At 73.8% G+C, this 24,556-nt stretch carries 22 protein-coding genes; 15 read left to right on the top strand and 7 right to left on the bottom strand.

Features of this window, described 5'->3' with window-relative positions; genetic code table 11:
- The first annotated feature begins 9 nt into the window (after positions 1 to 9).
- The 6 genes from HNR68_RS26255 to HNR68_RS26230 are packed head-to-tail and all read left to right on the top strand — an operon-like array spanning position 10 to position 7,254.
- Positions 10 to 1,071, top strand: coding sequence for an ABC transporter ATP-binding protein (locus HNR68_RS26255; protein ID WP_179724380.1), 1,062 nt, complete (start codon positions 10 to 12; stop codon positions 1,069 to 1,071).
- Positions 1,068 to 2,798 (top strand): ABC transporter permease, encoded by a 1,731-nt coding sequence (locus tag HNR68_RS26250; protein ID WP_343050421.1) that lies wholly within the window; start codon positions 1,068 to 1,070, stop codon positions 2,796 to 2,798. Before HNR68_RS26255 ends, HNR68_RS26250 begins: the two co-directional genes overlap by 4 nt.
- 37 nt (positions 2,799 to 2,835) lie before the next feature.
- Positions 2,836 to 4,311, top strand: a complete 1,476-nt coding sequence (locus HNR68_RS26245; RefSeq protein WP_179724379.1) for a lyase family protein — start codon at positions 2,836 to 2,838, stop codon at positions 4,309 to 4,311.
- The gene (locus tag HNR68_RS26240) at positions 4,308 to 5,249 is read left to right on the top strand and encodes a PfkB family carbohydrate kinase (protein ID WP_179724378.1); all 942 of its coding nucleotides are present in this window, start codon (positions 4,308 to 4,310) and stop codon (positions 5,247 to 5,249) included. Before HNR68_RS26245 ends, HNR68_RS26240 begins: the two co-directional genes overlap by 4 nt.
- The gene (locus HNR68_RS26235) at positions 5,246 to 6,226 is read left to right on the top strand and encodes an amidohydrolase family protein (protein WP_179724377.1); all 981 of its coding nucleotides are present in this window, start codon (positions 5,246 to 5,248) and stop codon (positions 6,224 to 6,226) included. The genes HNR68_RS26240 and HNR68_RS26235 overlap by 4 nt, the downstream gene beginning before the upstream one ends.
- The gene (locus HNR68_RS26230; RefSeq protein WP_380575640.1) at positions 6,223 to 7,254 is read left to right on the top strand and encodes an SIS domain-containing protein; all 1,032 of its coding nucleotides are present in this window, start codon (positions 6,223 to 6,225) and stop codon (positions 7,252 to 7,254) included. Before HNR68_RS26235 ends, HNR68_RS26230 begins: the two co-directional genes overlap by 4 nt.
- Positions 7,255 to 7,313: 59 nt before the next feature.
- Here HNR68_RS26230 and HNR68_RS27055 read toward each other — a convergent pair whose 3' ends face one another.
- Positions 7,314 to 8,174: a CPBP family intramembrane glutamic endopeptidase gene (locus tag HNR68_RS27055; RefSeq protein WP_343050420.1), complete on the bottom strand. Its 861-nt coding sequence runs from the start codon at positions 8,172 to 8,174 to the stop codon at positions 7,314 to 7,316.
- Positions 8,171 to 9,085: an alpha/beta fold hydrolase gene (locus HNR68_RS26220; RefSeq protein ID WP_179724376.1), complete on the bottom strand. Its 915-nt coding sequence runs from the start codon at positions 9,083 to 9,085 to the stop codon at positions 8,171 to 8,173. Before HNR68_RS26220 ends, HNR68_RS27055 begins: the two co-directional genes overlap by 4 nt.
- 61 nt (positions 9,086 to 9,146) lie before the next feature.
- Here HNR68_RS26220 and HNR68_RS26215 point away from each other — a divergent pair, with 61 nt between their 5' ends.
- The 3 genes from HNR68_RS26215 to yidC all read left to right on the top strand — a co-directional run bounded on the left by HNR68_RS26215 (position 9,147) and on the right by yidC (position 12,388).
- A complete protein-coding gene (locus HNR68_RS26215) occupies positions 9,147 to 9,683 on the top strand; it encodes a helix-turn-helix domain-containing protein (RefSeq protein ID WP_179724375.1) in 537 nt (178 codons plus the stop codon).
- Positions 9,684 to 10,423: 740 nt separating this feature from the next.
- Positions 10,424 to 11,119: a hypothetical protein gene (locus HNR68_RS27050; protein ID WP_343050419.1), complete on the top strand. Its 696-nt coding sequence runs from the start codon at positions 10,424 to 10,426 to the stop codon at positions 11,117 to 11,119.
- A gap of 240 nt (positions 11,120 to 11,359) precedes the next feature.
- Entirely contained in the window at positions 11,360 to 12,388 is a 1,029-nt protein-coding gene (gene yidC, locus HNR68_RS26205) for a membrane protein insertase YidC (RefSeq protein ID WP_179724374.1), read from the top strand.
- Between the two features lie 76 nt (positions 12,389 to 12,464).
- Here the strand turns inward: yidC and HNR68_RS26200 are convergent, their stop codons facing one another.
- Both HNR68_RS26200 and HNR68_RS26195 read right to left on the bottom strand, forming a co-directional pair.
- Positions 12,465 to 13,103: a sortase domain-containing protein gene (locus HNR68_RS26200; protein WP_179724373.1), complete on the bottom strand. Its 639-nt coding sequence runs from the start codon at positions 13,101 to 13,103 to the stop codon at positions 12,465 to 12,467.
- Entirely contained in the window at positions 13,100 to 14,503 is a 1,404-nt protein-coding gene (locus HNR68_RS26195; RefSeq protein ID WP_179724372.1) for an MSCRAMM family protein, read from the bottom strand. The genes HNR68_RS26200 and HNR68_RS26195 overlap by 4 nt, the downstream gene beginning before the upstream one ends.
- A gap of 430 nt (positions 14,504 to 14,933) precedes the next feature.
- On the opposite strand from HNR68_RS26195, the gene HNR68_RS26190 reads away from it, so the two are divergent.
- Positions 14,934 to 15,725, top strand: a complete 792-nt coding sequence (locus HNR68_RS26190; RefSeq protein ID WP_179724371.1) for a Bax inhibitor-1/YccA family protein — start codon at positions 14,934 to 14,936, stop codon at positions 15,723 to 15,725.
- A 64-nt stretch (positions 15,726 to 15,789) separates the two neighbouring features.
- Here HNR68_RS26190 and HNR68_RS26185 read toward each other — a convergent pair whose 3' ends face one another.
- The gene (locus HNR68_RS26185) at positions 15,790 to 17,010 is read right to left on the bottom strand and encodes an acetyl-CoA C-acetyltransferase (protein ID WP_179724370.1); all 1,221 of its coding nucleotides are present in this window, start codon (positions 17,008 to 17,010) and stop codon (positions 15,790 to 15,792) included.
- 230 nt (positions 17,011 to 17,240) lie between these two features.
- Positions 17,241 to 18,164 (bottom strand): SGNH/GDSL hydrolase family protein, encoded by a 924-nt coding sequence (locus HNR68_RS26180; RefSeq protein WP_179724369.1) that lies wholly within the window; start codon positions 18,162 to 18,164, stop codon positions 17,241 to 17,243.
- Between the two features lie 311 nt (positions 18,165 to 18,475).
- Here HNR68_RS26180 and HNR68_RS26175 point away from each other — a divergent pair, with 311 nt between their 5' ends.
- The 3 genes from HNR68_RS26175 to HNR68_RS26165 all read left to right on the top strand — a co-directional run bounded on the left by HNR68_RS26175 (position 18,476) and on the right by HNR68_RS26165 (position 22,262).
- Positions 18,476 to 19,843, top strand: a complete 1,368-nt coding sequence (locus HNR68_RS26175; protein WP_179724368.1) for a cystathionine beta-synthase — start codon at positions 18,476 to 18,478, stop codon at positions 19,841 to 19,843.
- A 101-nt stretch (positions 19,844 to 19,944) separates the two neighbouring features.
- On the top strand, positions 19,945 to 21,018 hold the full coding sequence (locus HNR68_RS26170; RefSeq protein ID WP_179724367.1) for a hypothetical protein: 1,074 nt from the start codon (positions 19,945 to 19,947) through the stop codon (positions 21,016 to 21,018).
- A 104-nt stretch (positions 21,019 to 21,122) separates the two neighbouring features.
- On the top strand, positions 21,123 to 22,262 hold the full coding sequence (locus tag HNR68_RS26165) for a cystathionine gamma-synthase (protein ID WP_179724366.1): 1,140 nt from the start codon (positions 21,123 to 21,125) through the stop codon (positions 22,260 to 22,262).
- A gap of 33 nt (positions 22,263 to 22,295) precedes the next feature.
- On the opposite strand, the gene HNR68_RS26160 is transcribed toward HNR68_RS26165, so the two are convergent.
- Entirely contained in the window at positions 22,296 to 22,538 is a 243-nt protein-coding gene (locus HNR68_RS26160) for a hypothetical protein (RefSeq protein ID WP_179724365.1), read from the bottom strand.
- Positions 22,539 to 22,703: 165 nt separating this feature from the next.
- Here HNR68_RS26160 and ilvA point away from each other — a divergent pair, with 165 nt between their 5' ends.
- Together ilvA and HNR68_RS26150 are read left to right on the top strand one after the other, a co-directional pair.
- Positions 22,704 to 23,915 (top strand): threonine ammonia-lyase, encoded by a 1,212-nt coding sequence (gene ilvA, locus HNR68_RS26155; protein WP_179724364.1) that lies wholly within the window; start codon positions 22,704 to 22,706, stop codon positions 23,913 to 23,915.
- An 84-nt stretch (positions 23,916 to 23,999) separates the two neighbouring features.
- Positions 24,000 to 24,485, top strand: a complete 486-nt coding sequence (locus tag HNR68_RS26150) for an Lrp/AsnC ligand binding domain-containing protein (RefSeq protein WP_179724363.1) — start codon at positions 24,000 to 24,002, stop codon at positions 24,483 to 24,485.
- Positions 24,486 to 24,556: the final 71 nt, after the last annotated feature.

The raw sequence follows: 24,556 nt of genomic DNA, 5'->3' as shown, positions 1-24,556 counted from the left end.
GCGACCAGCATGACCCCCGTTCGCCTCGATCGCGTCGGCAAGAGCTACGGCTCGGCCGCACCGGTCGTGCACGACATCGACGTGACGATCGAGTCCGGTGAGTTCTTCACGCTCCTGGGCCCGTCCGGCTGCGGCAAGTCCACGACGCTGCGCATGATCGCCGGGTTCGTCACCCCCACCACCGGCCGGATCCTGTTCGGCGACCGCGACATCACCGACACCCCGCCGAACAAGCGCGGCACCGGCATGGTGTTCCAGAACTACGCGCTGTTCCCGCACTACGACGTCGCGCAGAACGTCGCCTACGGGCTGGTGACCCGCAAGGTTCCCAAGGCCGAGCGCGCCGAGCGGGTCGCCGCCGCGCTGGCCGCCGTGGGGCTGGAGGGCTACGCGGACCGGCGCATCGACCAGCTCTCCGGCGGCCAGCAGCAGCGCGTGGCGCTGGCCCGCGCGCTGGTCATCTCGCCCTCGGTGCTGCTGCTGGACGAGCCGCTGTCCAACTTGGACGCCAAGCTGCGCGAGGAGACCCGGGTGCAGATCCGGCGCGCGCAGCGGGACGCGGGCATCACCAGCGTCTACGTCACGCACGACCAGGCCGAGGCGATGGCCGTGAGCGACCGGATCGCCGTGCTGGAAGCCGGGAAGCTGCACCAGGTCGGCACCCCGCGCGAGGTCTACCACCGGCCCGCGACCGCCTTCGTCGCGACGTTCATCGGCGGCAGCAACGTGCTCGACGCCGAGGTCGTGGAGGTCTCCGGCGACCGGGCCGTGGTGGAGCTGGCCGGCTCCGGCGCGAAGCTGCCCGCCGGCGGCGCCGACCGCGCCAAGCCCGGTGAGCGGGTCGCGGTGTCCGTGCGGCCCGAGCACTTCGAGCTCACCGAGCCCGGCGAGGGCGCCTTCGACGCCGTGGTGCGCGGCGTGGAGTTCACCGGCGCCACCTGCCAGTTCGAGCTGCAGGCCGAGGACCTGGAGCTGTCCGTGGCGGTGCCGGACCGGCCCGGCCTGCCGCGGCCCGGGGACGGCGTGGGCCTGCGCCCGGACGCCGAGCACGCCTGGCTGGTGCGACCGTGAGCGCCCCGGCGGTGACCCCGAAGGCGCGGCGCCGGCTGCCCGCGCCCGACGGCGACCGGTTCGTCTACGTGCTCGCCGTGCCCGTCGTGCTGGTGCTGCTGTTCCTCGTCGTCATCCCGATGGCGACCACGGCCGTGACCTCCGCGGGTGGCAACGGGTTCGCCGAGAACTACGGCAGCCTGTTCGGCGGGCGGTCCGGCGAGGCGCTGCTGCTGTCGCTGGTGAGCTCGCTGCTCTCGGTGCTGTTCTGCGGCGTCATCGGCACCCTGCTGGCGGTGCTGCTGCACCGCTTCGACTTCCCCGGCCGCCGCGCGCTCACCGTGTTCGCGGTGCTGCCGATGGCGCTGCCGCCGCTGATCGGCGCGGTGTCCTTCGTGCTGCTCTACAGCGAGACCGGGATCGTGCCGCGCAGCCTCAGCGCGCTGCTCGGCATCGACCCGTCGACCACCTCGGTCAGCGGCCTGGCGGGCGTGGTGCTGGTGCACGCCTTCACCATGTACCCGTACTTCTACCTCTCGGTCTCGGCCGCGCTGGCCGGGATGGACGGGTCGCTGGAGGAGGCCGCGACCAACCTCGGCGCCGGGCGGGTCCGGGTGTGGCGGACGGTGCTGCTGCCGATGCTCACCCCGGCACTGGTGTCCGGTGCGCTGCTGACGTTCATGATGTCGATGGCGTCGTTCACCGCGCCGCAGCTGTACAACGTGCAGACGCTGACGATGGAGATCGTCTCGGCGCGCACCTCCGGCAACGCCGCGCTCGCCGCCACCCAGTCGACCGCGCTGTCGGTGGTGTCCATCGCGTTCCTGCTGGGCATGCGCTGGTACCAGGGCCGTCGCGTGCACCGCAGCCTCTCCAAGGGCACGCCGAGCCCGCGCCGGGCACCGTCCTCGGCGCTGGCGAAGGCCGCCGCCGCGCTGGGCAGCCTGGTGCTGACCGTGGTGCTGCTGGCCCCGGTGCTGGTGATCGTGCTGGTGTCGTTCTCGGTCGACGGGGCGTGGACCACGCAGGTGCTGCCGACCGAGTACACAGTGGACAACTACTTGCGGATCTTCGCCGACCCGTACAGCCTGCTGCCGGTCTCGGTCAGCGTGCAGACCAGCCTGCTGGCCACCGCGTGCGCGATCCTCGTCGGCGCCGCCGCCGCGTGGGTCGTGGCCCGGTGGCGCGGGACCGGCCGCGGCGTGCTGGACGTGGTCATCATGCTGCCGTGGGCGCTGCCCGGCACGGTCATCGGCGTCAACCTCGTCACCGCGTTCAACGAGCCCGGCCCGGCGAACCTGGGGCTCACGCTCGTCGGCACGCTGTGGATCCTGCCGGTCGCCTACTTCGTCCGGTTCGTGCCGCTGGTGTTCCGCTCGACCAGCGCCTCGCTGGAGCAGCTCGACCCGTCGCTGGAGGAGGCCGCCCGCAACCTCGGGGCCGGTCCGCTGCGGGTGCTGCGCACCGTCACGCTGCCGCTGGTGCTGCGCGGCGTCCTCGCGGGGGCGCTGCTGGCGTTCGTCGACGGCGTGGGCGAGTACGTCGCCTCGGTGGTCATCTACCCGCCGGGCCTGCCGCCGATGTCGGTGGAGATCTACAACCGCATCTACTCGTCGGAGTTCGGCACCGCGGCCGCCTACGGCGCGATGCAGATCGTGCTGATCCTGGTCGTCCTCGCGGTGTCCAACCGGCTGGGCCAGGGCCCGCGCCAGGAGCGGCCCGGCCCGGCGGCCGTGCCCGCCACGTGACCCATCGCAATCCACAGTGGAGGAAGAAGTCGCTCTCATGAGCCAGCCCCCCGAGACCCTGTCCACCTACTGGCAGAACCACCTGCGGGTCGCGTTCGACAAGTCCGCGCCGCAGCTCTACCGGCCAATGCTGCGGGCCAGCCTCGCCCACGTGGTGATGCTCGCCGAACAGGAGCTGCTGCCGGCCGAACGCGCCCGGCAGCTGCTGGGCGGGCTGCGCGCGCTGCTGGCCGCCGAGGACGACGAGTTCGTCTTCGACGGCTCGGTCGAGGACGTCTACTACCTCGTCGAGCAGCGGCTCGCCGCGGCGGCGGGCATCCAGCGGTCCGAACTGGACGTCCAGCTCGCCCGCTCCCGCAACGACCTCGACGCCGGGGTGTTCCGGATGGTGCTGCGGGAGGACGTGCTCGCCCTGGCGCGGCAGGCCGTCGGCGCCGCCGAGGCCGCGGCCTCCCAGGCGGACCGCTGGGCCGAGGTGCTCATCACCGGGTTCACCCACCGCAGGCCCGCGCAGCCGACCACGCTCGGGCACGTGCTCGCCGGGTACGCCGAGGCGCTGCTCAGCCAGGCCGACGAGCTGCTGTCGGTCTACGACGAGCTGGACGTCAACCCGCTGGGCTCCTGCGCGTTCGCCGGCACCGACCTGCCGATCGCGCCGCAGCGGCTGGGCGAGCTGCTCGGCTTCCGCACGACCTTCACCTCCAGCTACGAGGCGGTGGCCGGAGCGGAGCACCTGATGCGCACCGCGGCCGTGCAGGCGCGGGTCCTGGCGACCGGGGCGCGGATGGCGCGCACCATGCTGGACTGGATGACCTTCGGCTGGATCGCCACGCCGGGCGCCTTCTGCCAGGGCTCCAGCATCATGCCGCAGAAGAAGAACCCGGTGGTGCTGGAGCACATGTGCTCCATGGCGGGCGCGGCCGCGGCCGACCTGGCCGCGACCCTGAACAACGTCGGCGCCGCCTGGTACGAGGACTCCAACAACGCGACCACCGACGTCCAGGAGCACCTGTGGCGGGCGGGCGACCGCGCGGTGCGGTTCCTGACCATGATGCGCGGGCTGCTCGAGGAGGTGCGCCCGCAGGACCCGCCGACCCCGGAGCAGGTGGTGGCCACCGGCGCGACCACGACCGCGATCGCGGAGGCGCTGGCCGGCGCGGGGATCCCGTGGCGCGGCGCGCACTCGGTGGTCGGCGCGCTCGTCCGGCAGGCGCCGCCCGCGGAGTGGACCAGCTCGGTGGTCGCGGCCGCCATCGCGGAGGCCGGGCTGGGCGAGGTGGACGACTCGGTGGTCGAGGCCGCGCTCGCCGCCGGTCTCCAGCCGCAGCGGGTGCTCGAGCGCGCCCAGGAGGGCGGCCCCGGTGCCGCGGCCGTGCGCCGCACCGCGGAGCTGGCGCTGGGGCGGGTGCGCGCGCTGGCCGCCGCGTTCGACGAGCGCCGCGCCGCGCTCGACCGGGCCGCGGCCGCCCTGGACGAGGCGGTCGACGGCGTGCTGGCCGGGGGCCGCGGGTGAACCAGCCGATCCCCGGCGACCGGATCACGGTCGTCGGCAACGTCAACCTCGACGTGCTCGTCGCCGGTGCGGCGGAGCTGCCGCCGCCCGGCACCGAGCGCATCGTGCCCTCCATCGTGCTGCGCCCCGGCGGGTCCGCCGCCAACACCGCGATCGTGCTCGCCCGGCTGGGGCGGCCGACGGTGCTGTCCGGGCAGGTCGGCGACGACGGCACGGCGCAGCTGCTCACCGAGCAGCTGGACCTCCCCGGCCTGCACCTGGAGCTGGTCCGGGTGCCCGACGAGCCCACCGGCGTCACCGTCGCGGCCGAGGCCCCGGGCCGGGACCGGTCGTTCCTGTCGGCGCTCGGCGCGATGGCCGGTCTGCGGGCGGAGGCGGTGCCGGCCGAGTCGCTGTCCGCGCGCTTCCTGCTGCTGTCCGGCTACTTCCTGCTGCCGGGACTGCAGGGCGAGGCCGCGCGGGACCTGCTGGCCCGCGCCCGCCGGGCCGGGGCGCGCACCGCGCTGGACACCGGCTGGGACCCGGCGGGCTGGTCGGCGACCACCCGCGCCGAGGTGCTGCGGCTGCTCGGCGGGGTGGACGTGTTCCTGCCCAACGCCGACGAGCTCCGCGCCCTGCACGGCGACGACCGGTGCACCGACGAGGACGCGGCCCGCGGCGTCGCCGACCGGACCGGCGCGACCGTGGTGGTCAAGCGCGGCGCGCTCGGCGCCCTCGTCGCGCAGCCGGGCCGGGCGATCAGCACGCACCCGGCGCCGGAGGTCCAGGTGCGCGACTCGACCGGGGCCGGGGACGCCTTCAACGCGGGGCTGCTGCACCGGCTCGCCGACGGCGCGGACCTCGCGGACGCCGCCGACTACGCGGTGCGCGTCGCCGCGACCGTGATCGTGCGGCCCTCGCACGACCGCGCCTTCACCCCCGGGGACGTGATGACATGAGCGAGATCGCTTCCCAGGTGGACGTCCTCGACTTCCACCTGCACTTCCGCATCGACCAGGACCCGGCCACCCGGGACCTCTCCGGCGGGCAGTTCAGCTGCGCCGACCACGACGAGCAGGCGCAGCGGCGCCGCGCCGAGCAGGTCGCCGAGCAGTCGCGGCGCTGGCGGCGGGCCTGGGACTTCCCCGACCCGCAGCCCGGTGCCGAGCGGACCTGGCAGGAGGAGGCCGACCTGTGGCTGGCCGAGCTCGACCGGTACGGCATCGCGCACGCGGTCTTCGTGACCGGCTGCGGTGACGAGCGGGTCGCCGAGCTGGTGCAGCGCGCGCCGCAGCGGTTCTCCGGCATGGCGAACCTGCGCGACCTCACCGCCCCGGACGCCGCCGAGCGCCTGGCGCGGGCGGTCGACGAGCTCGGGCTGCGCGGCCTGAAGCTGTTCGCGCCACTGCTGCCGCACCGCATCGACGACCCGGCCGCCGACCCGGTGTGGCGGGTGGCCGCCGACCGCGGCATCCCGGTGCTCATCCACTTCGGGCACTGCGGGTCCAGCGGCGGCGTGGCGCACAACGCGCACGTCGAACCCGCGTGGCTGGAACCGGTCGCCAAGCGCTTCCCGAGCATCCCGTTCGTGGTCCCGCACTTCGGCGTGCAGCACGTGCAGCAGGTGCTGTTCCTGTGCTGGGCCTGCCCCAACGTCCTGGTCGACACCTCCGGGTCGAACCAGTGGGTGCGCTGGATGCCCTACAAGCTCACGCTCGAGGACCTCATCCGGCGCTGCTACGAGACCATCGGCCCGGAGCGCATCGTCTTCGGCAGCGACTCCTCCTGGTTCCCGCGCGGCTACTGCTACCGCTACCTCGCCGACCAGTGGCGGGTGTGCCACGAGATGGGCATGCCGGACGACCACGTGCGCGCGATCTTCGGCGGCAACGCCGCGCGCCTGCTGGGGATCGAGGACTTCGGGAGGACGACGTGACCACGACGGGAACGCTCGGTGCGACGATGGCCGCCGAGATCGCCGAGCAGCCGCGGGTGCTGGCCGACCTGGTGCGCCGGGCCGGGGAGTTCCGGGCGATCGCCGAGCAGCTCGTCCGCGCCCGGCCGCGGTTCGTGCTGTTCGCGGCGCGCGGCTCCAGCGACAACGCGGCGCTGTACGGCAAGTACCTGGTGGAGGTGCTGCTCGGGCTCCCCGCCGGGCTGGTGTCGCCGTCGACCACCACGCTGTACGGGGCCGAGCCGGACCTCAGCGACGTCGCGCTGGTCACGGTGAGCCAGAGCGGCGGGTCGCCCGACCTCGTCGAGGTGACCGAGCAGGCGGCGCGGCGCGGGGCGTTCACGGTGGCGGTGACGAACACGCCGGACTCGCCCCTCGGGGCCGTCGCCCAGCACACCGCGGCCCTCGGGGCCGGTGCGGAGCGCGCGGTCGCCGCGACCAAGACCTACTCCGCGACCCTGCTGGCCCTGCACCTGCTGGTCACCGGGGCCCGCGGCGGGCCGGCGCTCTCCGCGGACCGCGTCGGGGAGCTCGCGCAGTCCTGCCTGGACACCGGCGCCGAGCGGGTCGTCGAGGCCGCGCACCGGCTCCGGTTCGCGGACCGGGTCATCACCACGGCGCGCGGCTACTCGCTGGCCACCGCGCACGAGGCGGCGCTGAAGCTCGCCGAGACCAGCTACCTGGTCACCCGCGCGTACAGCGGCGCGGACCTGCTGCACGGCCCGATCGCCGCGGTCGGGCCGGAGACGGCCGTGCTGGCGGTGACCGGCACCGGTCCGGGCGGCGCGGCGATGGCCGAGCCGCTGGCCCGGCTCGGCGCGCAGCGCGCGGAGGTCCTGCGCATCGGGTCGGACGACGGCGCGCAGCTGCCCGTGCCTGCGGTGCCGGAGGAGCTGTCCCCGGTGCTGGAGGTGCTGCCGCTGCAACGGCTGGCCTGGGAGCTGGCCACCTCCCGCGGGTACGACCCGGACCGGCCGGCGGGCCTGCGCAAGGTCACCGAGACCCGCTGAAGGCTCCGTGCCGCCGGGCTCGCCGCACACACGGCCCGGCGGCACGGTCTCCACGCGCCTCAGCGGAGCGCCGGGGCGGGCTGCTCGCGGACCGGTCCGTGCGCCGCGGAGGCCTTCTCCCGGCGGTCGCGGTGCACCGCCAGCAGGACCAGCGCGGCGACGGCCTGCGCGCCCACGACCAGCGCTTGCGGCAGGAGCTCGCTGACCCCCACCAGGGACATCGTGGCGTTCGCGCCGAAGTGGACGACGACCGCGCCGAGGACCCCGGCGCGCTCGTACCCGCAGGCGGCGAGCACCGCCATCGGGACCACGCTGACCAGGTAGACCAGGCCGCTGGGGGTGAGCAGGCCGAAGGCGTTCTGGACGGTCCCGGCGACGAAGAACAGCGGCAGGTGCCACACCGACCAGACGACGCCCAGCAGCAGCCCGGCCGGCAGCAGGCCCATCCTCGCCCGCAACCGGGGGTGCATCGTGCCCCGCCAGCCGAACTCCTCGCTCAGCGGGCCGACGACGAGCATCACGGCCGCGAACGCGATCGGGCCGCCGGACGTCTCGAGGAGGGTCAGCGCCGCGGGCAGGCTCACCGGCGGGCCACCCAGCTGCTGCGCGAGCAGCGCGCCGCCCACGACGGTCCCCGCGGCCACCACCAGCAGGACGGGCGTCCAGAGCAGCCCGGTCAGCGGGAATCGCACCGCGTGCGCGGGTGCCGACCGACGGCGTGCGGCGCGGCGCAGGCGGACCGCGATCGCGCCGAACATCGGGCCGAAAGCGCCGACCAGGTAGGGGATGACGGTCGGGAAGCTCATCGCGGGCTGCCCGAGCGCGATCGCGACGCCCCACGCCGCCCACGCGGTGGCGAACGTGACGGCGAGGAAGAGGAGGGGACCGCTCTCCTTGCGAGCGGGGTCTTCGGTGGTCACTGCGGGGTTCCCTTCGTGGAGTGGAGCCGGTGGGCGAGCCAGTCGGTCACCTGGGCCAGCAGGCCGGCGTCGACCGGGCGGCGCAGCAGCTCGGGGTAGGAGCGCACCGACGGCCGCCCGGGGGCGCGGCGCAGCAGGTGGGTGAGGTCGGGGATCCGGTGCACTTCGACGTCCCCGGGCACGAGCCGCCGGATCTCGGCGAGGTCGGCCGGGTCGACCTGGACGTCCTTGTCGCCGGTGATCGCCAGCACGGGGGCGTCGATCTCCGCCAGGGCCGCCCGCGGGTCGTGCGCGAGCATCTCCCGGAACCACCGGGCGTTCACCGGCACGCCGTGGACGCGCCCGGCGTCCGTGGTGGTCGCCTTGATCCGGGCCAGGTGCCGGTTGCCCAGCCGCCGCACCAGCGACCGCACGGGAGCGGGCAGCTCGCCGACCAGCGTCCGGGCCTGCCAGCGCAGGGCGTCCTCGCCGCGGCGGGCGTACCCGGCCAGCAGCACGACCGCCCGGACCAGCGGGTCCGAGCCGAGCGACATGGCGTGCACCGCGCCTTCGCTGTGGCCGACGACGCCCACGGCGTCCTCGCGGACCTCGGGCCGTCCGGCCAGGGCGCGCAGTGCCGCGGCGGCGTCGCGGGTGGTGTCGGTGAACCCGGTCGTGCGCCAGCCGCCCGGGGTCGCGCCGACACCGCGCCGGTCGTAGCGCAGCGCGGCGATCCCCTTCGCGGCGAGCGCGGCGGCCAGCGGCGGGCCGAGCCCGACGCGGAGACCGCGGGCGTTGGAGTCGCGGTCCACCTGCCCGGAGCCGTGCAGCAGCAGGACCGCCGGGTGCGGGCTCGGGCCGGTGGGCAGCGTCAGCGTGCCGGCCAGCGGGAGCCCGTCGTCCGCCGTGGCCGTGATCTCGACATCCCGCACGTCTCACCCTTCTCATCGTTCTCAACTTTGAGAACGTTATCAGGTGTGAGATCGTAGGTCCATGGCTTCCGCGGACCTCCTCCTGCACCCGGTCCGGGCGCGCATCCTGAAGACGCTGTTCGGCTCGGACCCGCTGACCACCGCGCAGCTGCGCGAGCGCCTCCCGGACATCCCGCCCGCGACGATGTACCGGCACGTCGCGGTGCTCGCCGAAGCCGGCGTGCTGGAGGTGGTGGAGGAGAAGCGGGTGCGCGGCACCGTGGAGCGCAGCTACCGGGTGCGCCAGGACCAGGCGGTCGTCGACCCGGAGGCCCGCGAGGCCATGTCGCTGGAGGACCACCGCCGCGCCTTCACCGCCTTCTCGGCCTCGCTCATGGCCGACTTCGAGCGCTACCTCTCCAGCGACGGCGCGAAGCCCGCCGAGGACGGCGTCGCCTACCGGCAGGGCGCGGTGTGGCTGACCCCGGAGGAGTACGCCGAGCTGATCGAGGAGCTCACCGCGGTCGTCGTCGCGCGGACCGGCAACGAGCCGACCCCCGACCGGGTCCGGCACGTGGTGAGCCTCGTCGTCGTGCCGGACGCCGCGGCGGAGGCGTGACCACGGGCTGGGCGGCGGTGCTCCCCGGGGGCGGGAGCGCACGGCGTGACCTCGCGGTGGAGGGGCCGGCTCGTGAGCGGCCCCGACCCACAGCAGTGAGGCCTCGGGCTGCCCGGGAACCGGGGTGGAGATCGCCGCGGGCCAGGTGGACACCGCGGGCGGCCTGCGGGCGAGGGGCGTCGTGCTGACCGACTGCGGCACCCGCGACCTCACCGCGCACGGCTTCCTGACGGTCCGGGACCTGACGACCGTCCGCGCAGGTCAGCAGGGCTGTTCGGGCGGACTGTGGCAGGTGCCACGGGTGGCGGCGCGGGATGGGGGTTTCCCACCGGGGCGATCAACCAGGACAATGCGCGGCCATGGCCAATGAGCGTGCAGAGCCTCCAGCCGGCCGGCCGGGCCCCGGACCGTCCGGGCCCCCGCCTGGGCGCCCGCAGGGTGCGCCGCCGCAGGGACCGGTCCCTCCGGGGCGCCCGCCGCAGGCACCTCCCCGGCAGGGGCCGCCGGACGGGCAACCGCCGCAGGCACAGGAGACCCGGCAGCTCGGGCAGGCCGGACCGCCGACCCCGCCACCCGGCGGGCCGCGTCCGGCACCCCCGCAGGGTCCGCCGCCCGGTGCGGCCCCGCAGGGACCCCCGCCGCCCCCGCAGCAGGGACCCCCGCCGCCCGCCGGTCCGCAGGGACCCCCGCCCGGCCCGGTGCCGCCCGGACCCCCGGGGCCGCCACCCGGTGCGGGACCGGTGCCGCCCGGTGCCGGCCGTCCGGGCCCACCGCCCGGTCCGCCGGGCCCGCCGCAGGGTGGGCCGCCGGCACCTCCGCCCGGCGCCCCGCAGGGACCGCCGAACCAGTACCCGGCGACGCGGGTCCAGCAGCGCCTGGACGGCCTCGACGAGCCGGGGCCCTACCGCGAGTCGGGCACGCTCCGCGACCCGGACCCGGACCCCTACGCCGACGACCGCCGGGACGAGGCGCGGTACCGCGACGCCTACGAGGACGGCTACCGCGACGCCTACTACGAGCACCACGACCGGCGCGGCGACCGCTACCGGGACGCCTACGACGACTACGACGACTACCGCGACGAACCGCCCCGGGAACGCCGCCGGCGGCCGCCGCGGGAGGACCGCTACGACCACGAGGACCGCGGTCCCCGGTTCAGCGGGCCCAGCGCGGACACCATCGGCCGCGTGATCGGCGTGGTCACCGGGCTGATCGCGCTGATCTTCGTGCTGCACGTGATCTTCGTGGTCACCGGGGCCAACCAGGAGAACGGCTTCGTGTCGTTCACCTACGGGACCGCGAAGTTCTTCGTGTTCGGCCTCGGCGACGTGTTCCAGCCCGGGGACGCGACGATCGGCGTGGTGCTCAACTACGGCCTCGCCGCCCTGATCTACCTCTACGGCGGCCGGATCGTGTCGCGCGCCCTCAAGCGCTGAGCTCATCGGCGCAGGTCAGGGCCGTCGACCCGAGAAGCAGCAGGAGCGCGGGCGGCCCCTGGGACGGGGCGCCCGCCTCGTCACTCCGTGTGCGCTACGTCCCCCTCCCGGGGGCTGCCGCACCACGGCATGGCACCCTGGGAATGGCCGATCCCGCGCGGTTCGGCCGACCGCGCACGCCCCGGGAGCGCCGGACGGGCGGGCCGTGTCCAGGACTGGCCCCAGACCAGGAGTGACTGAGTGGAAAGCTTCTTCTCCTTCATCCTCTACCCGGTGTCGGCGATCTTGTGGTTCTGGCACAAGGTCTTCGGCGCCGTGCTCGGCGAGGACAACGGCTTCGCTTGGGCGCTCGCGGTGTTCTTCCTGGTCTTCACGCTCCGCGTGGTGCTGCTCAAGCCCGCCATCAGCCAGATGCGGGCCGGGCGCAAGATGGCGAAGTTCGCCCCGCAGATCCAGAAGCTGCGGGAGAAGTACAAGAACGACCGCCAGCGCATGGCGCAGGAGATGCAGAAGCTGCAGTCCGAGCACGGGGTCAACCCGCTCGGCGGCTGCCTCCCCGCGCTCCTGCAGATCCCGGTCTTCCTGAGCCTGTTCCACGTCCTCCGGAACTTCCACCCGGGCGCGCAGAGCAACTTCATCTTCGACGCCCAGGGCGTCGAGTCGTTCATCAACGCGTCCATCTTCGGCGCGAAGCTGTCGAACTGGATCACCCAGCCCGAGGCCGAGCTGGCGCTGTTCGGCACCAACCGCACCTCGATGATGGTCGTCGGCATCCCGCTGATGATCATCGCCTCGGTGGCCACCTTCTTCACCATGCGGCTGTCGGTGAAGAAGCAGACCGACGCGGCGATGGCCAACCCGCAGTCGGCGGTGATGGCCAAGTTCATGATGTACGTCGCGCCGATCGGCGCGATCATCTCCGGGTGGTTCCTGCCGATCGCGGTCCTGCTGTACTGGCTGGCCAACAACGTCTGGACCCTGGGCCAGCAGCACTTCCTGACCAAGAAGATCGACCGCGAGCAGGAGCGGGAGAGGGCCAAGGAGATCGAGGCCAAGAAGGCCGCCCCGCGGCCGAAGCCGGGCCAGAAGCCGGTGCGCCAGAACGGCAAGGACAACGGCGCCGCCGAGGGCTCGAAGGCCACCGCGACCGCGACCTCCGGCAAGCCGAAGAGCACCAACGGCCAGCGGCCGGGCGGTCGGCAGGGCAGCAAGAAGAACCGGCCGGGCAAGCAGGCGTCCTCGGCCAAGAAGGGCAAGAAACGACGGTGACCCCCGCGCGGGGACCCCGAGACGTGCCAGAGGGGCCGGTGGACCCGATCCACTGGCCCCTCTCGCTGCTGTCGGGTCAGACCGGGGTCGCGACGACGATGCGGTTCTCGTCGTAGCCCAGGTCACCGCCGACGTAGCGACCGCCGCAGGTGACCAGGACCAGGCGGTGCGGACCGCCCTGGCCGAACAGCTCGCGGGCCCGGGACGGCAGGTCGTCCTTGTGCACGGTGACGACCTCCGACACCCGGTACCGCCACTCCGTGCCGTGCTCGTCGACCACGGTCACCTGCTGGCCGGGTTCGGACCGCCACAGCTCCTCGAACGGCCCGACCTCGCCCTTCCAGTTGACGTGCCCGGCCAGCACCGTCGCCCCCTTCGGGGCGTCGAGCCCGGCGCCCCACCAGGACGCCTCGTCGACGCCGTCGGGCACCGGCAGCGTGCCGGAGCGGTCGACCTCCTCGCGCACCAGCTCGGCCGTGCCGCCCTCCGGCAGCCGCACGGTGCCCGGTGGCTGCCCGGCGGGCACGTGCACCGGCTGCGCGGGCAGCGGCCCGGCCGCCGCCCGCGGGGGCGGGGACGGAGGAGCGGGCTGGTGCCCGGCGGTGCTGGTGGCAGGTGCGGTGAGCGTGCCCGCGGCGACCACGACGGCCACCGCGACCAGGGCGATCACCGCGACCGCCACCACGACGAACAGGGAACGGCGCCGTGCGGTCACCGCTGCCGCGCTCCGATCCGCCGGCGCACCGCGAACCCGGCCCCGCCGATGACGGTCACGGCGGCCAGCCCGGCCAGGCCGAGCAGCCCGGCGGGCACGCCGTCCTCGGTCGGGTCACCGGCCGGGATGTGGATCGGCACGGTCGGCGTGTTCGGCGTGTTGACCAGGCTCAGCTCCAGCGTCTGCCCGGGCTCCACGGTGCCGGTGACCGAGGGCGGGTCGGCCTCGTCGAACGCCTCCTCGTAGCCCGGGGCGGGCGCGACCTCGGTGACCGTGACCTCCTGCGGGGTGCGCAGGTCGGGGACCTCGACGGTGCCGTCCTCGCCGGTGACGACCACCAGCGGCCGGCCGTCCTCGCCGACCAGCGGCGTGCCGTCCTGGCGGAGGGCGGGCGAGCCGTCGGCGGCGGTGACGCGCAGCGAGACGTCGGCGATGCCGGCCTGGCTCTCCGCGTCGGTCTTGCCGATCCGCACCACGCCCGGCGCGGTCACCGCGGTGGTCGCGGCCTCCACGGAGAGCTCCTGCTCACCGCCGGTGGACACCACGCGCTGGGTGGTGTCGGGCTGGTTGACGGCCTGCCGCACGTACGGCCGGTCGGCCGGGGCGGACAGGGTGCCGGTGATCGCCGGGTTCGGCCCGGTCGGGGTCACCGCGAGCACCAGCGGGCTGCCGTCCTCGGGCGTGGTGACGGTGCCGTCCTCGGCGAGGCCCTCGACCTCGGCGTCGGTGACGGACAGCGTCACGGGCACACCGCCGATGCCCCCGCCGTCGGGCCGGTGCACGCTCAGCGTCCACTCCGCGGCCTGCCCGATGGTCTGCTCGCCCTCCGGGGCGGTCAGCTCGGCCTGCCACGGCCCGCGGTTCTGAGCGGCCTCGGCCCTGAGCGCCTCCACGGCCTGCTGCGCGCCCGCGGGGAGCTTGGCGTAGTGGCCGTCGACGTCGTAGGCGATGCGGGTGAAGTCGTTGCCCGGGTCCAGGTCGGCCTGGCTGCGCGGCGCGGCGGTCCACGAGTGCAGCAGGTGCGCCAGCGCGGCGGCCTCGTCGGGCGACTGGGTGTTGCCGTAGCGCAGCAGCAGGTACGAGATGTCGGCCGCGGTGTCGTCGGGGATCGGGGTGCCCCACTTGGTCCGCAGCTCGTCGCCGGGCTGGTACTCCTCGCCGCTGTCCGGTGCGGTCAGCGCGAACTGCACGCACCACACCTGCTGGCCGTTGACCAGGTAGGAGCCGAGCCAGTCGCGGTCCGGTTCCGGGTTGCCCCGGTACGGCTGGGCTGGCCGGGTCTCGTGGCCGACCCCTTCCTGCGGGTCGGCGCCGGCGGCGCCGGGGACGGCCAGCAGGCTGCCCCCAGCGAGCACGGCGGTGCCGAGCACCGCCGTGACCCATCGTCTGAACGTGCGCATGCGAGCTCCAGTTCCGGTGGTGGAGGTGATGCGGCGCCGCGTGTTCGTTCTGCTGAACCCCGACCAGGAACCGCGCGGACGCCCGAAGCGATACTTCCGATCACGGAGCGTGCCCACAAGAGGTCATCCGGTCGACCTGCCCAATCACGACGCGTTGATGACCGGTGCCGGTGTGGCCTGCGGTATTCACCCGTCCGGCGGAGCGGGGTGGCGCCGGTCACGGGACCGTCGCGCACTCGCCGCAGCCACTCCGATCGGTTGGCGGCGCAACGTGATCGTTGTCCGCCGCTGGATCGTTGTCGACTGGTCATCGGGGGAGCTGGGGAGGGGCGCCTCCGGCGAGTAAAGTCACCCTTTACCGAACCGGGAACCGGTCAGCGCTGCCGAGCGTTGTTCCGAGTGACGGCGCAAGCACGCCCAGGAGGATGAGTTGCGCACAACGAGCAACCCCGCGTTCCGCAACCTGCCGACGACCGGCGGTTACGCGAACTTCAACTACGGCCAGGGGCAGGCCGCATCGCCCTTCGGCGGGGCGTCCACCGCGCCGCCGCAGACCTCGCGTCCGATGACCATTGACGACGTGGTCACCAAGACCGCGATCACCCTCGCCCTGGCGGTGGTCACCGGCACCCTGACCTACCTGGTCGGGCCGTCCGCGGTCGCGCTGGCGCTGCCCGCCGCGATCGTCGGGCTGGTCATCTCCTTGGTGATCATGTTCACCAAGAAGGTCCGCCCGGCCCTGGTCATCGCCTACTCGGCGGTCGAGGGCGTGTTCCTCGGCGGGATCAGCTACGTGTTCGCCACGTGGGTCGGGAACTCCGGCATCATCATGCAGGCCATCGCGGGCACGATCGGTGTGTTCGCGGCCATGCTGGTGGTCTACAAGACCGGGGCGGTCCGGGTCACGCCGAAGCTGACCAAGTGGATCATCGGCGCCCTCGCCGGTGTCTTCGTGCTGATGCTGGTGAACCTGATCGCCAGCTTCTTCACCGCCGGCGGGCTCGGCCTGCGGGAGGGCGGTGCCCTGGGCATCGGCTTCAGCCTGCTGTGCATCGGCATCGCGGCGTTCAGCTTCCTGCTGGACTTCGACGCCGCCGACCAGGCCATCCGCAGCGGTGTGGACGCCAAGTTCGCCTGGTACATCGCCTTCGGCCTGATGACCACCCTGGTCTGGCTCTACCTGGAGATCCTGCGCCTGCTGTCCTACTTCCAGCGGGACTGACCTCCAGCACGACGTGGAACGGGGCCCTGCCGACCGGCAGGGCCCCGTTGTCGTGTCCCGGGGATCAGCTCAAGCGCTCGATGACCATGGCCATGCCCTGGCCACCGCCGACGCACATCGTCTCCAGGCCGAACTGCTTGTCGTGCCACTGCAGGGAGTTGATCAGCGTCGTGGTGATGCGGGCGCCGGTCATGCCGAACGGGTGGCCCACCGCGATCGCGCCACCGTTGACGTTCAGCTTCTCCAGCGGGATGCCCAGGTCCTTGTACGAGGGGATCACCTGGGCGGCGAACGCCTCGTTGATCTCCACCAGGTCGATGTCGTCGATGGTCATGCCGGCGCGCTCGAGCGCCTGCTTCGACGCCTCCACCGGGCCCAGGCCCATGATCTCCGGCGACAGGCCGGAGACGCCGGTGGACACGATGCGCGCCAGCGGGGTCAGGCCGAGCTGCTTCGCCTTGGTGTCGCTCATGATCACCAAGGCGGCGGCGCCGTCGTTGAGCGGGCAGCAGTTGCCCGCGGTGATCCGGCCGTCCGGGCGGAACACCGGCTTGAGCGCGGCCACGCCCTCCTTGGTCACGCCCGGCCGCGGGCCGTCGTCGGCGTCGACGACCGTGCCGTCGGGGGTGGTGACCGGCGTGATCTCGCGGGCCCAGAAGCCGTCGGCGATGGCCTTCTCGGCCAGGTTCTGCGAGCGGACGCCGAAGTCGTCCATCTCGTCGCGGGTGACGCCCTTGAGCCGCGCCAGGTTCTCCGCGGTCTGGCCCATCGGGATGTAGACGTCCGGGACCTCGTCCAGGGTGCGCGGGTCGGTCCAGGAGTCCGCGCCCTCCTCGGCGACCTTCTGGGTGCGCGCCTGCGCCTCGGCGAACACCGGGTTCTTGGTGTCCTCGAGCGAGTCGGAGTTGCCCTTGGCGAACCGGGAGACCATCTCCACGCCGGCGCTGATGAACACGTCGCCCTCGCCGGCCTTGATCGCGTGCATCGCCATCCGGGTGGTCTGCAGGCTCGACGAGCAGTAGCGGGTGACGGTGGTGCCGGGCAGGTGGTCGTAGCCGAGCAGCACCGCGACCACGCGCGCCATGTTGTAGCCCTGCTCGCCGCCGGGCAGGCCGCAGCCCAGCATCAGGTCGTCGATCTCGGTGGGGTCGAGCTCGGGCACCTTGTCGAGCGCGGCGCGGACGATCTGGGCGGTGAGGTCGTCCGGCCGGAGGTCCTTGAGCGACCCCTTGCCGGCGCGGCCGATGGGGGATCGCGCCGTGGCGACGATGACTGCTTCGGGCATGGGAACTCCTTCGTTCGCGGTCGTGGGCGTGCCGCCGCGGCGATCCGCTCGGCCCGCGCGACGTTGACCTACTGGTCGGTCACTCTAGGTCCGGTGCTGCCATCTTGGCGGTGACGGCAGTCACCGGACAAGCAAGACCGACCGGTTGGTACGTGCGATGGTCGCCGCGTTCCGCGGGGGTGCCCGTCGCCTCGGGGCCGGAGGTGCCCGCGGGTGTGCGCGGGCGCGGGTCAGCGGGAGCGGCGGTGCAGGTGGCGGTTGAGGCGCGCCACGATGCGGCTCGTCGGGCGGCGTGCCTCGGCCGCCTCGGACCGGGTCGGCGCGGTCGGCAGCGGGCCGCCCTCCCACGCGCCGATCGCCGCGCACATCACGGGCAGCAGGACCTTCGTCGCCGCCTCGTACCCGGCCGCCGACGGGTGGTACCGGTCCGGGCTGAAGAACTCGGTCGGCCGGGCCAGGAACTCCGGCGACAGCAGGTCGGCCAGCGGGACGGCGTGCCCACCGGCCGCCTCCACCGCCCGCCGCTGCGCGCGTCCGAGCGCCAGGCTCCAGTGCCGCGCGATCGACCGCAGCGGCTGCGGGATGGGCCGGATCGCGCCCAGGTCCGGGCAGGTGCCGACGACCACCGCCACGTCGGCCTCGACCAGCCGTCGCACCGCGTCGCCCAGCAGCTGGGCGCACGTCGAGACCGGCAGCTTCGAGGTGACGTCGTTGGCCCCGACGATGATCAGCACCAGCCTCGGCGGCCGCACCAGCACGGCGTCGACCTGCGCCCCCAGCTCCTGCGAGGTGGTGCCGACGATGGCGCGGGTGGTGAGCGCGACCGGTCGGTCCAGCTCCTCGGCGAGCCCGCGCGCCAGCCGCACGCCGGGCAGCTCGGAGGGGAAGTCCACCCCCAGCCCGGCCGCGGCGGAGTCGCCGAGCACGGCGAACTCCAGCGGCTCGACCCCGTCGGGCAGTTCCTGCCGGGGCACCGGGCCGGTCCCGTCCGGCAGGTGGATGCCGTCGGCGCGCAGCGGGTCGTTGGCCGGTGGACCGATCACCCGCCGCGCGTACTTGGACTGCCCGCTGAGCAGCCCGTACGCCGCTCCGGAAAGCCCGCCCGCCGTGCCGGCGGCCAGCAGTGCGAGTCGGAGCGCCTTCGCCGCGATCATGGGCCCTCCTCGATCCGGTCCGAGCCGCCGGGATCACCGGTCGGCCGCGTCCTGCGGAGTGGGTCATGGTCGCCCCGCTCCGCCCCGTCCACGAGGTGGAGCGCTGCGTCCTCGGGTTCGACGTCGTGGTGCACGAGGTCGTTCCACCGGGTGTGTCGCGCCGGGGGCCGGAGGAGTTTCACCCGACCGGGTACTCGCGCGGTACGGGTCCCCGGTGCTGCGGTGACGCGGCGAGCCTCGCTGGGTTCGGCGATGACCAGCACATTAGGCTCGATGGCACACAGCAGTCTGGGAAGGATCGAGGACCTGACGTGGACTACGTCGAGCACGTCACCGACCTGGTGGGCAGCACCCCCTTGGTGCGGTTGAACGCGGTGGCGACCGGCAAGACCCCGGTGCTGGCCAAGGTCGAGTACCTGAACCCCGGTGGCAGCGTGAAGGACCGCATCGCGCTGCGCATGATCGAGGCCGCCGAGGAGTCCGGCGCGCTGCGTCCCGGCGGGACCATCGTGGAGCCGACCTCCGGCAACACCGGCGTCGGCCTGGCCATGGTCGCCCAGCGCAAGGGCTACCGCTGCGTCTTCGTCTGCCCGGACAAGGTCAGCGAGGACAAGCGCAACGTCCTCAAGGCCTACGGCGCGGAGGTCGTGGTCTGCCCGACCGCGGTCCCGCCGGAGCACCCCGACTCCTACTACAGCGTCTCCGACCGGCTGGTGGAGGAGATCGAGGGCGCCTGGAAGCCGGACCAGTACTCCAACCCGGCCAACCCCGAGTCCCACCTGCACTCCACCGGCCCGGAGATCTGGAAGCAGACCGAGGGCAAGGTGACGCACTTCGTCGCCGGCATCGGCACCGGCGGCACCATCTCCGGCACCGGGCAGTACCTGAAGCAGGTCTCCGACGGCAAGGTGAAGGTCATCGGCGCCGACCCGGAGGGCTCGGTCTACTCCGGCGGCAACGGCCGGCCGTACCTGGTGGAGGGCGTCGGCGAGGACTTCTGGCCGACCACCTACGACCGGGACGTCTGCGACGAGATCATCGCGGTCTCCGACGCCGACTCGTTCGAGATGACCCGGCGGCTGGCCCGCGAGGAGGCGCTGCTGGTCGGCGGCTCCTGCGGGATGGCGGTCGCGGCGGCGCTGCGGGTCGCGGAGACCGCGGACCCGGACGACGTGATCGTGGTGCTGCTGCCCGACGGCGGCCGCGGTTACCTCGGCAAGGTCTTCAACGACTCCTGGATGGCCTCGTACGGCTTCCTGTCGCCGGACCACGCCGGCGGGTCGGTCGGCGACGTGCTGCGCCGCAAGGACGGCACCATCCCGGACCTCGTGCACGTCCACCCGAACGAGACCGTCGCCGAGGCGGTGGCGATCATGCGCGAGTTCGGCGTCTCGCAGATGCCGGTGGTGCGCGCGGAGCCGCCGATCATGGCCGCCGAGGTGGCGGGCGCGGTCAACGAGCGCGACCTGCTGGACGCGCTGTTCGCCGGTCGCGCGAACCTCGCCGACCGGGTCGAGGCGCACATGTCCCCGCCGCTGCCGACCATCGGCGCGGGCGAGGAGGTCAGCGCCGCGATGACCGCGCTGGCCGGGGCCGACGGCGCGATGGTGTTGATCGACGGCAAGCCCGCCGGCGTGGTCACCCGGCAGGATGTGCTGGGATTCATCGCCGGTCGATGACGACTTGTCACGGAACGGCACTACGCTGCTGCTCGATCAGATAGCGTGTGTCGACGCATGCCCAGGTTTGAGCATTACGCCCCGAGGAGTAGGACAACCCGATGAGCTCTCCGCAGCCGCCGGACGGCGGTCAGCAGGGTTCGGACCCCATCTCGAACCGGATGGACCCGCAGGACCCCAACCAGGCTGGCAGCGACGCGACTCAGGTCGTGCGGCCCGTGCAGTCGCAGGGACAGCAGCAACAGCAGCAGCAGTCCGACTCGACGCAGGTCGTGCCGCCGGCGATGCAGCCGCCGCAGCCGATGTACCAGCAGCCCGGGCTGGCCGGGCAGGGCGGCGAAGCGACTGCCATGGTGCCGCCCTCGGCGCAGCCCCCGCAGCCGATGTACCAGCAGCCCGGCACCCAGAGCCAGCCGGGCGGCTTCCCGCAGCAGCCCGGGACGCCCAGCGGTGGCTTCCCGGCGCCGCAGGCCCAGCAGGGCTTCGGTGCCCAGCCGCCGCAGCCGGGCCAGGTGCCGTACGGCCAGCCCGGCCAGCAGGGCCCGGGCAACAAGGCCATGGCGCTCACCGTGGGTTGGGTCGCGACGGTCATCGGTGGCATCAGCTCGATCATCAACCTGATCGGCCTGTTCGGCCTCGGGTCGGCCTACGCCCTGTACGAAGAGGCCAAGAAGGCGCAGGAGCAGTACAGCAACCTCGGCAGTGACCTCGGCATCGAGATGCCCGAGATGCCGGAGCTGCCGCCGTACGGCCTGATCCTGACGGTCTACATCGTGCTGCTGATCTCCAGCATCGCCCTGCTGGTCGGCGGCATCATGATCATCACGAAGAAGAGCATCGGCTCCGTCCTGGTCGCCGGTGCGTCCGGCCTGTACGTGATCGGCCAGCTGATCATGCTGTTCAGCGGCTACCAGAGCGGTGCCACCATCTTCTTCGGCATCCTCGGGATGCTGATCGCCATCGCGATCGGCGTGCTGGCGTTCCTGCCGGGCACCAAGCAGTACCTCGCCGCCGCGGGCGGTGCCCCGGCGCCGGCCGCCGCGGGTGGTTACGGCCAGCCGCAGGCCTTCGGCCAGCCGGGCCAGCAGCAGTTCGGCCAGCCGGGCCAGCAGCCGGGCCAGCAGCCGGGTCAGCCCGGCGGCTACCCCGGTGGCCCGCAGCCGCCGCAGTGGTGACGCGCTAGCTGACGACAGCGGCCCCCGACCAGCGCGGTCGGGGGCCGCTTCGCGTTCGGCGGGTCGAGTCGGCGGGACCGGCTGTGGGTCGTACGCTGCTCCACATGAGTGATGGCTTTGCCACCCGCGCGATCCACGCGGGTCAAGAGGCGGATCCGACGACCGGGTCGGTGATCGTGCCGATCCACGCCACGTCGACCTACGCCCAGGACGGGGTGGGCGGCACGCGCGGCGGGTACGAGTACTCGCGCACCGGCAACCCGACCCGCACCGCGCTCGAGCGGTGCCTGGCGGAGCTGGAGGGCGGCCGCCACGGGCGTGCCTTCGCCTCCGGCATGGCCGCCACCGACGCGGTGCTGCGCGCGACCCTGCGCCCCGGCGACCACCTGGTCATCCCGGACGACGCCTACGGCGGCACGTTCCGGCTGATCGACAAGGTGCTCACCGGCTGGGGCGTGGAGTACACCCCGGCGCGGGTCTCCGACGTGGACGCGGTGCGGGCGGCGATCCAGCCGAACACCAAGGTGGTGTGGGTCGAGACGCCCACCAACCCGCTGCTCACCATCGCCGACATCGCCGCGCTGGCGCAGGTCTCCCGCGACGCGCGCGCGAAGCTGGTCGTGGACAACACCTTCGCCTCGCCGTTCCTGCAGCAGCCGCTGGAGCTCGGCGCGGACGTCGTGGTGCACTCGACGACCAAGTACCTGGGCGGGCACTCCGACGTGGTCGGCGGCGCCGTCGTCACCTCCGACGACGAACTGGCCGAGCAGGTCGCGTTCCTGCAGAACAGCGCGGGCGCGGTGCCGGGGCCGTTCGACGCGTTCCTCACGCTGCGCGGCGCCAAGACCCTCGCGGTCCGCATGGAGCGGCACTCCGCCAACGCCGAGCGGATCGCCCAGGCGCTGGCCGACCACCCGAAGGTCGCGAAGGTCCTCTACCCGGGGCTGCCGGACCACCCCGGCCACGAGGTCGCGGCCCGGCAGATGCGGCACTTCGGCGGGATGGTCTCGTTCCTGCACGCCGACGGCGAGGACGCGGCGCTCAAGGCCTGCGCGCGCACCCGGCTGTTCACCCTGGCCGAGTCGCTGGGCGGGGTGGAGTCGCTGATCGAGCACCCCGGCCGCATGACGCACGCGAGCACCGCGGGCTCGATGCTGCAGGTCCCGGCCGAGCTGGTCCGCCTCTCGGTGGGCATCGAGGACGCCGACGACCTGGTCGAGGACATCCTGCAGGCGCTGGACTGACGGCACGCCCGCGGGCACGTGCTCGCGGGCGGCTCAGCGCGCCACGGCGTGGTCGTCGCCGAGGCCCGCGACGGGCGGACGCTGGGTGACCGGGAGGTCGTCGGGCTCGAGGCACCCGCCGATCAGCTCCACGACGTCGTCGCGCACGAGGTAGGTGCCGGGGTCGTCGCACCCGGACTGCAGCACCGCGAGGACCGCCGCGCCGGACAGCGCCGCGGCGGTGGCGAACCCGGTGACCAGCGGGAGAGCGCGGTTCGTCGGAGTCAGCTGCGACATGCTCGCTCCCCTCCAGTCCTGGGCTCCCCCGGTGCCCGTCGGCCGACTGGCGTTCGACGGTCGCGCGTGGCCCCCTCCGCGACGGTGCACCCGGCCGGCCGCTCCTTCGAGGGTAACCGAGGTGCAGCTCGAGTGACCGCCGATCCGCGGTGGCACCATGAGCCCATGCGGCTGGTCGACGTGGACCGGATCCGGGCCGCGGGCGCCGACCTCGCCGGGATCGCGCGGCGGACCCCGCTGGAGCACTCGCGGGTGCTGGGGGAGCACTGCGGCGGCGACGTCCACCTCAAGTGCGAGAACCTCCAGCGCACGGGGTCGTTCAAGCTCCGGGGCGCGTACGTGCGGCTGCGGGCGCTGGACGAGGCGCAGCGCGCGGTCGGCGTGGTCGCGGCCAGCGCGGGCAACCACGCGCAGGGCGTCGCGCTGGCGGCCTCGCTGCTCGGCATCAGCGCGACGGTGTACATGCCGGAGCTGGTCCCGCTGCCGAAGCTGGCCGCGACCAAGGCCTACGGCGCCGACGTCCGGCTGCACGGCGCGACGCTGGAGGAGACCCTCGCCGCCGCCCGGGAGCACGCCGACCGCACCGGTGCCGCGCTCATCCACCCCTTCGACCACCCCGACGTCGTCGCTGGTCAGGGCACCGTCGGCCTGGAGGTGCTGGAGCAGCTGCCGGAGGTCCGCAGCATCGTCGTGCCGACCGGCGGCGGTGGCCTGGTCTCCGGGATCGCCGCGGCGGTGAAGGCCGAGCACCCGCAGGTGAGGGTGCTGGCGGTGCAGGCGGAACAGGCCGCGGCGTGGCCGGTCTCGCTGGCGGCGGGCAAGCCGGTGCGGCTGGCCGGGGCGCAGACGATGGCCGACGGCATCGCGGTCGCCGAACCGGGCCCGGTGACGTTCGCGCACGTCTCGGAGCTGGTCGACGCGGTGCTCACGGTGAGCGAGGAGGCGCTGTCGCGGGCGCTGCTGCTGTGCCTGGAGCGGGCGAAGCTCGTGGTCGAGCCGGCCGGGGCGGCCGCGGTCGCGGCCCTGCTGCAGCACCCCGAGCAGATGGCCCCGCCGACGGTGGCGGTGCTCTCCGGCGGCAACATCGACCCGCTGCTGCTGCTCCAGGTCATCCAGCACGGCATGACGGCCGCGGGCCGCTACCTGTCGCTGCGCATCCGCCTGCCGGACCGGCCCGGGTCCCTGGCCGGCCTGCTGGCCACGCTCGGCGAGCTGACCGCCAACGTCCTGGACATCGAGCACTCCCGGATCTCCGGCTCGCTGGCCCTCGGCGAGGTCGAGGTGGAGATCTCCCTGGAGACCCGGGGGCCCGAGCACCGCGAGGACGTGGTCCGCGAGCTGCGCTCGGCCGGGTACACGCTGCTCGCCGGGGGCTGAACCGGGCTGGGCCGCTGCGGTTGACCCCGCGGGACGACCTGCTCAGGATGCGATCGGACCGAGGGCCCGAGCTGAGGAGATGATGTGGCTGGCACCGCCGAGGGACTGGACGCGCTGGACGCGCGCCTGCTGCTGCTGTTGTCCGACGAGCCCCGCCTGGGCGTGCTGGAGTGCTCCCGCCGGCTGGGCGTGGCGCGCGGCACCGTGCAGGCGCGGATGGACCGGTTGGTCCAGCGCGGGATCCTGCTCGGCTTCCCGCCCGAGCTGGACCTGGCGGCGATGGGCTACGGCCTGACGGCCTTCGCGGTGCTGGAGATCGCGCAGGGGCACCGGGCGGTGGTGGCCGAGCAGCTGGCCGCGATCGACGAGGTCTGCGAGGTGCACGCCACCACGGGGCAGGGCGACCTGTTCGTCCGGATGGTGGCGCGCTCGAACGCGGACCTGCAACGGGTCATCGACGAGATCGTCGGCGTCACCGGGGTCCGCCGCACCTCGACGTCGATCGCGCTGTCCACCCCGGTGGCGCCCCGGGTGCGCCCCCTCCTGGAACGCATCGCGGCGCAGGGGTGAACGAACGCCGCGGGCACCCCGGGACCGGGGCGCCCGCGGCGCAGGACGAGTCTCGTGCGCGCGCTCGATTC

It is taken from the genome of Saccharopolyspora hordei, from assembly GCF_013410345.1.
Taxonomy (GTDB): Bacteria; Actinomycetota; Actinomycetes; order Mycobacteriales; family Pseudonocardiaceae; genus Saccharopolyspora; species Saccharopolyspora hordei.
The sequence above is the reverse complement of the archived record's forward strand: the minus strand, read 5'-3'. Positions and strand labels throughout refer to the sequence as shown.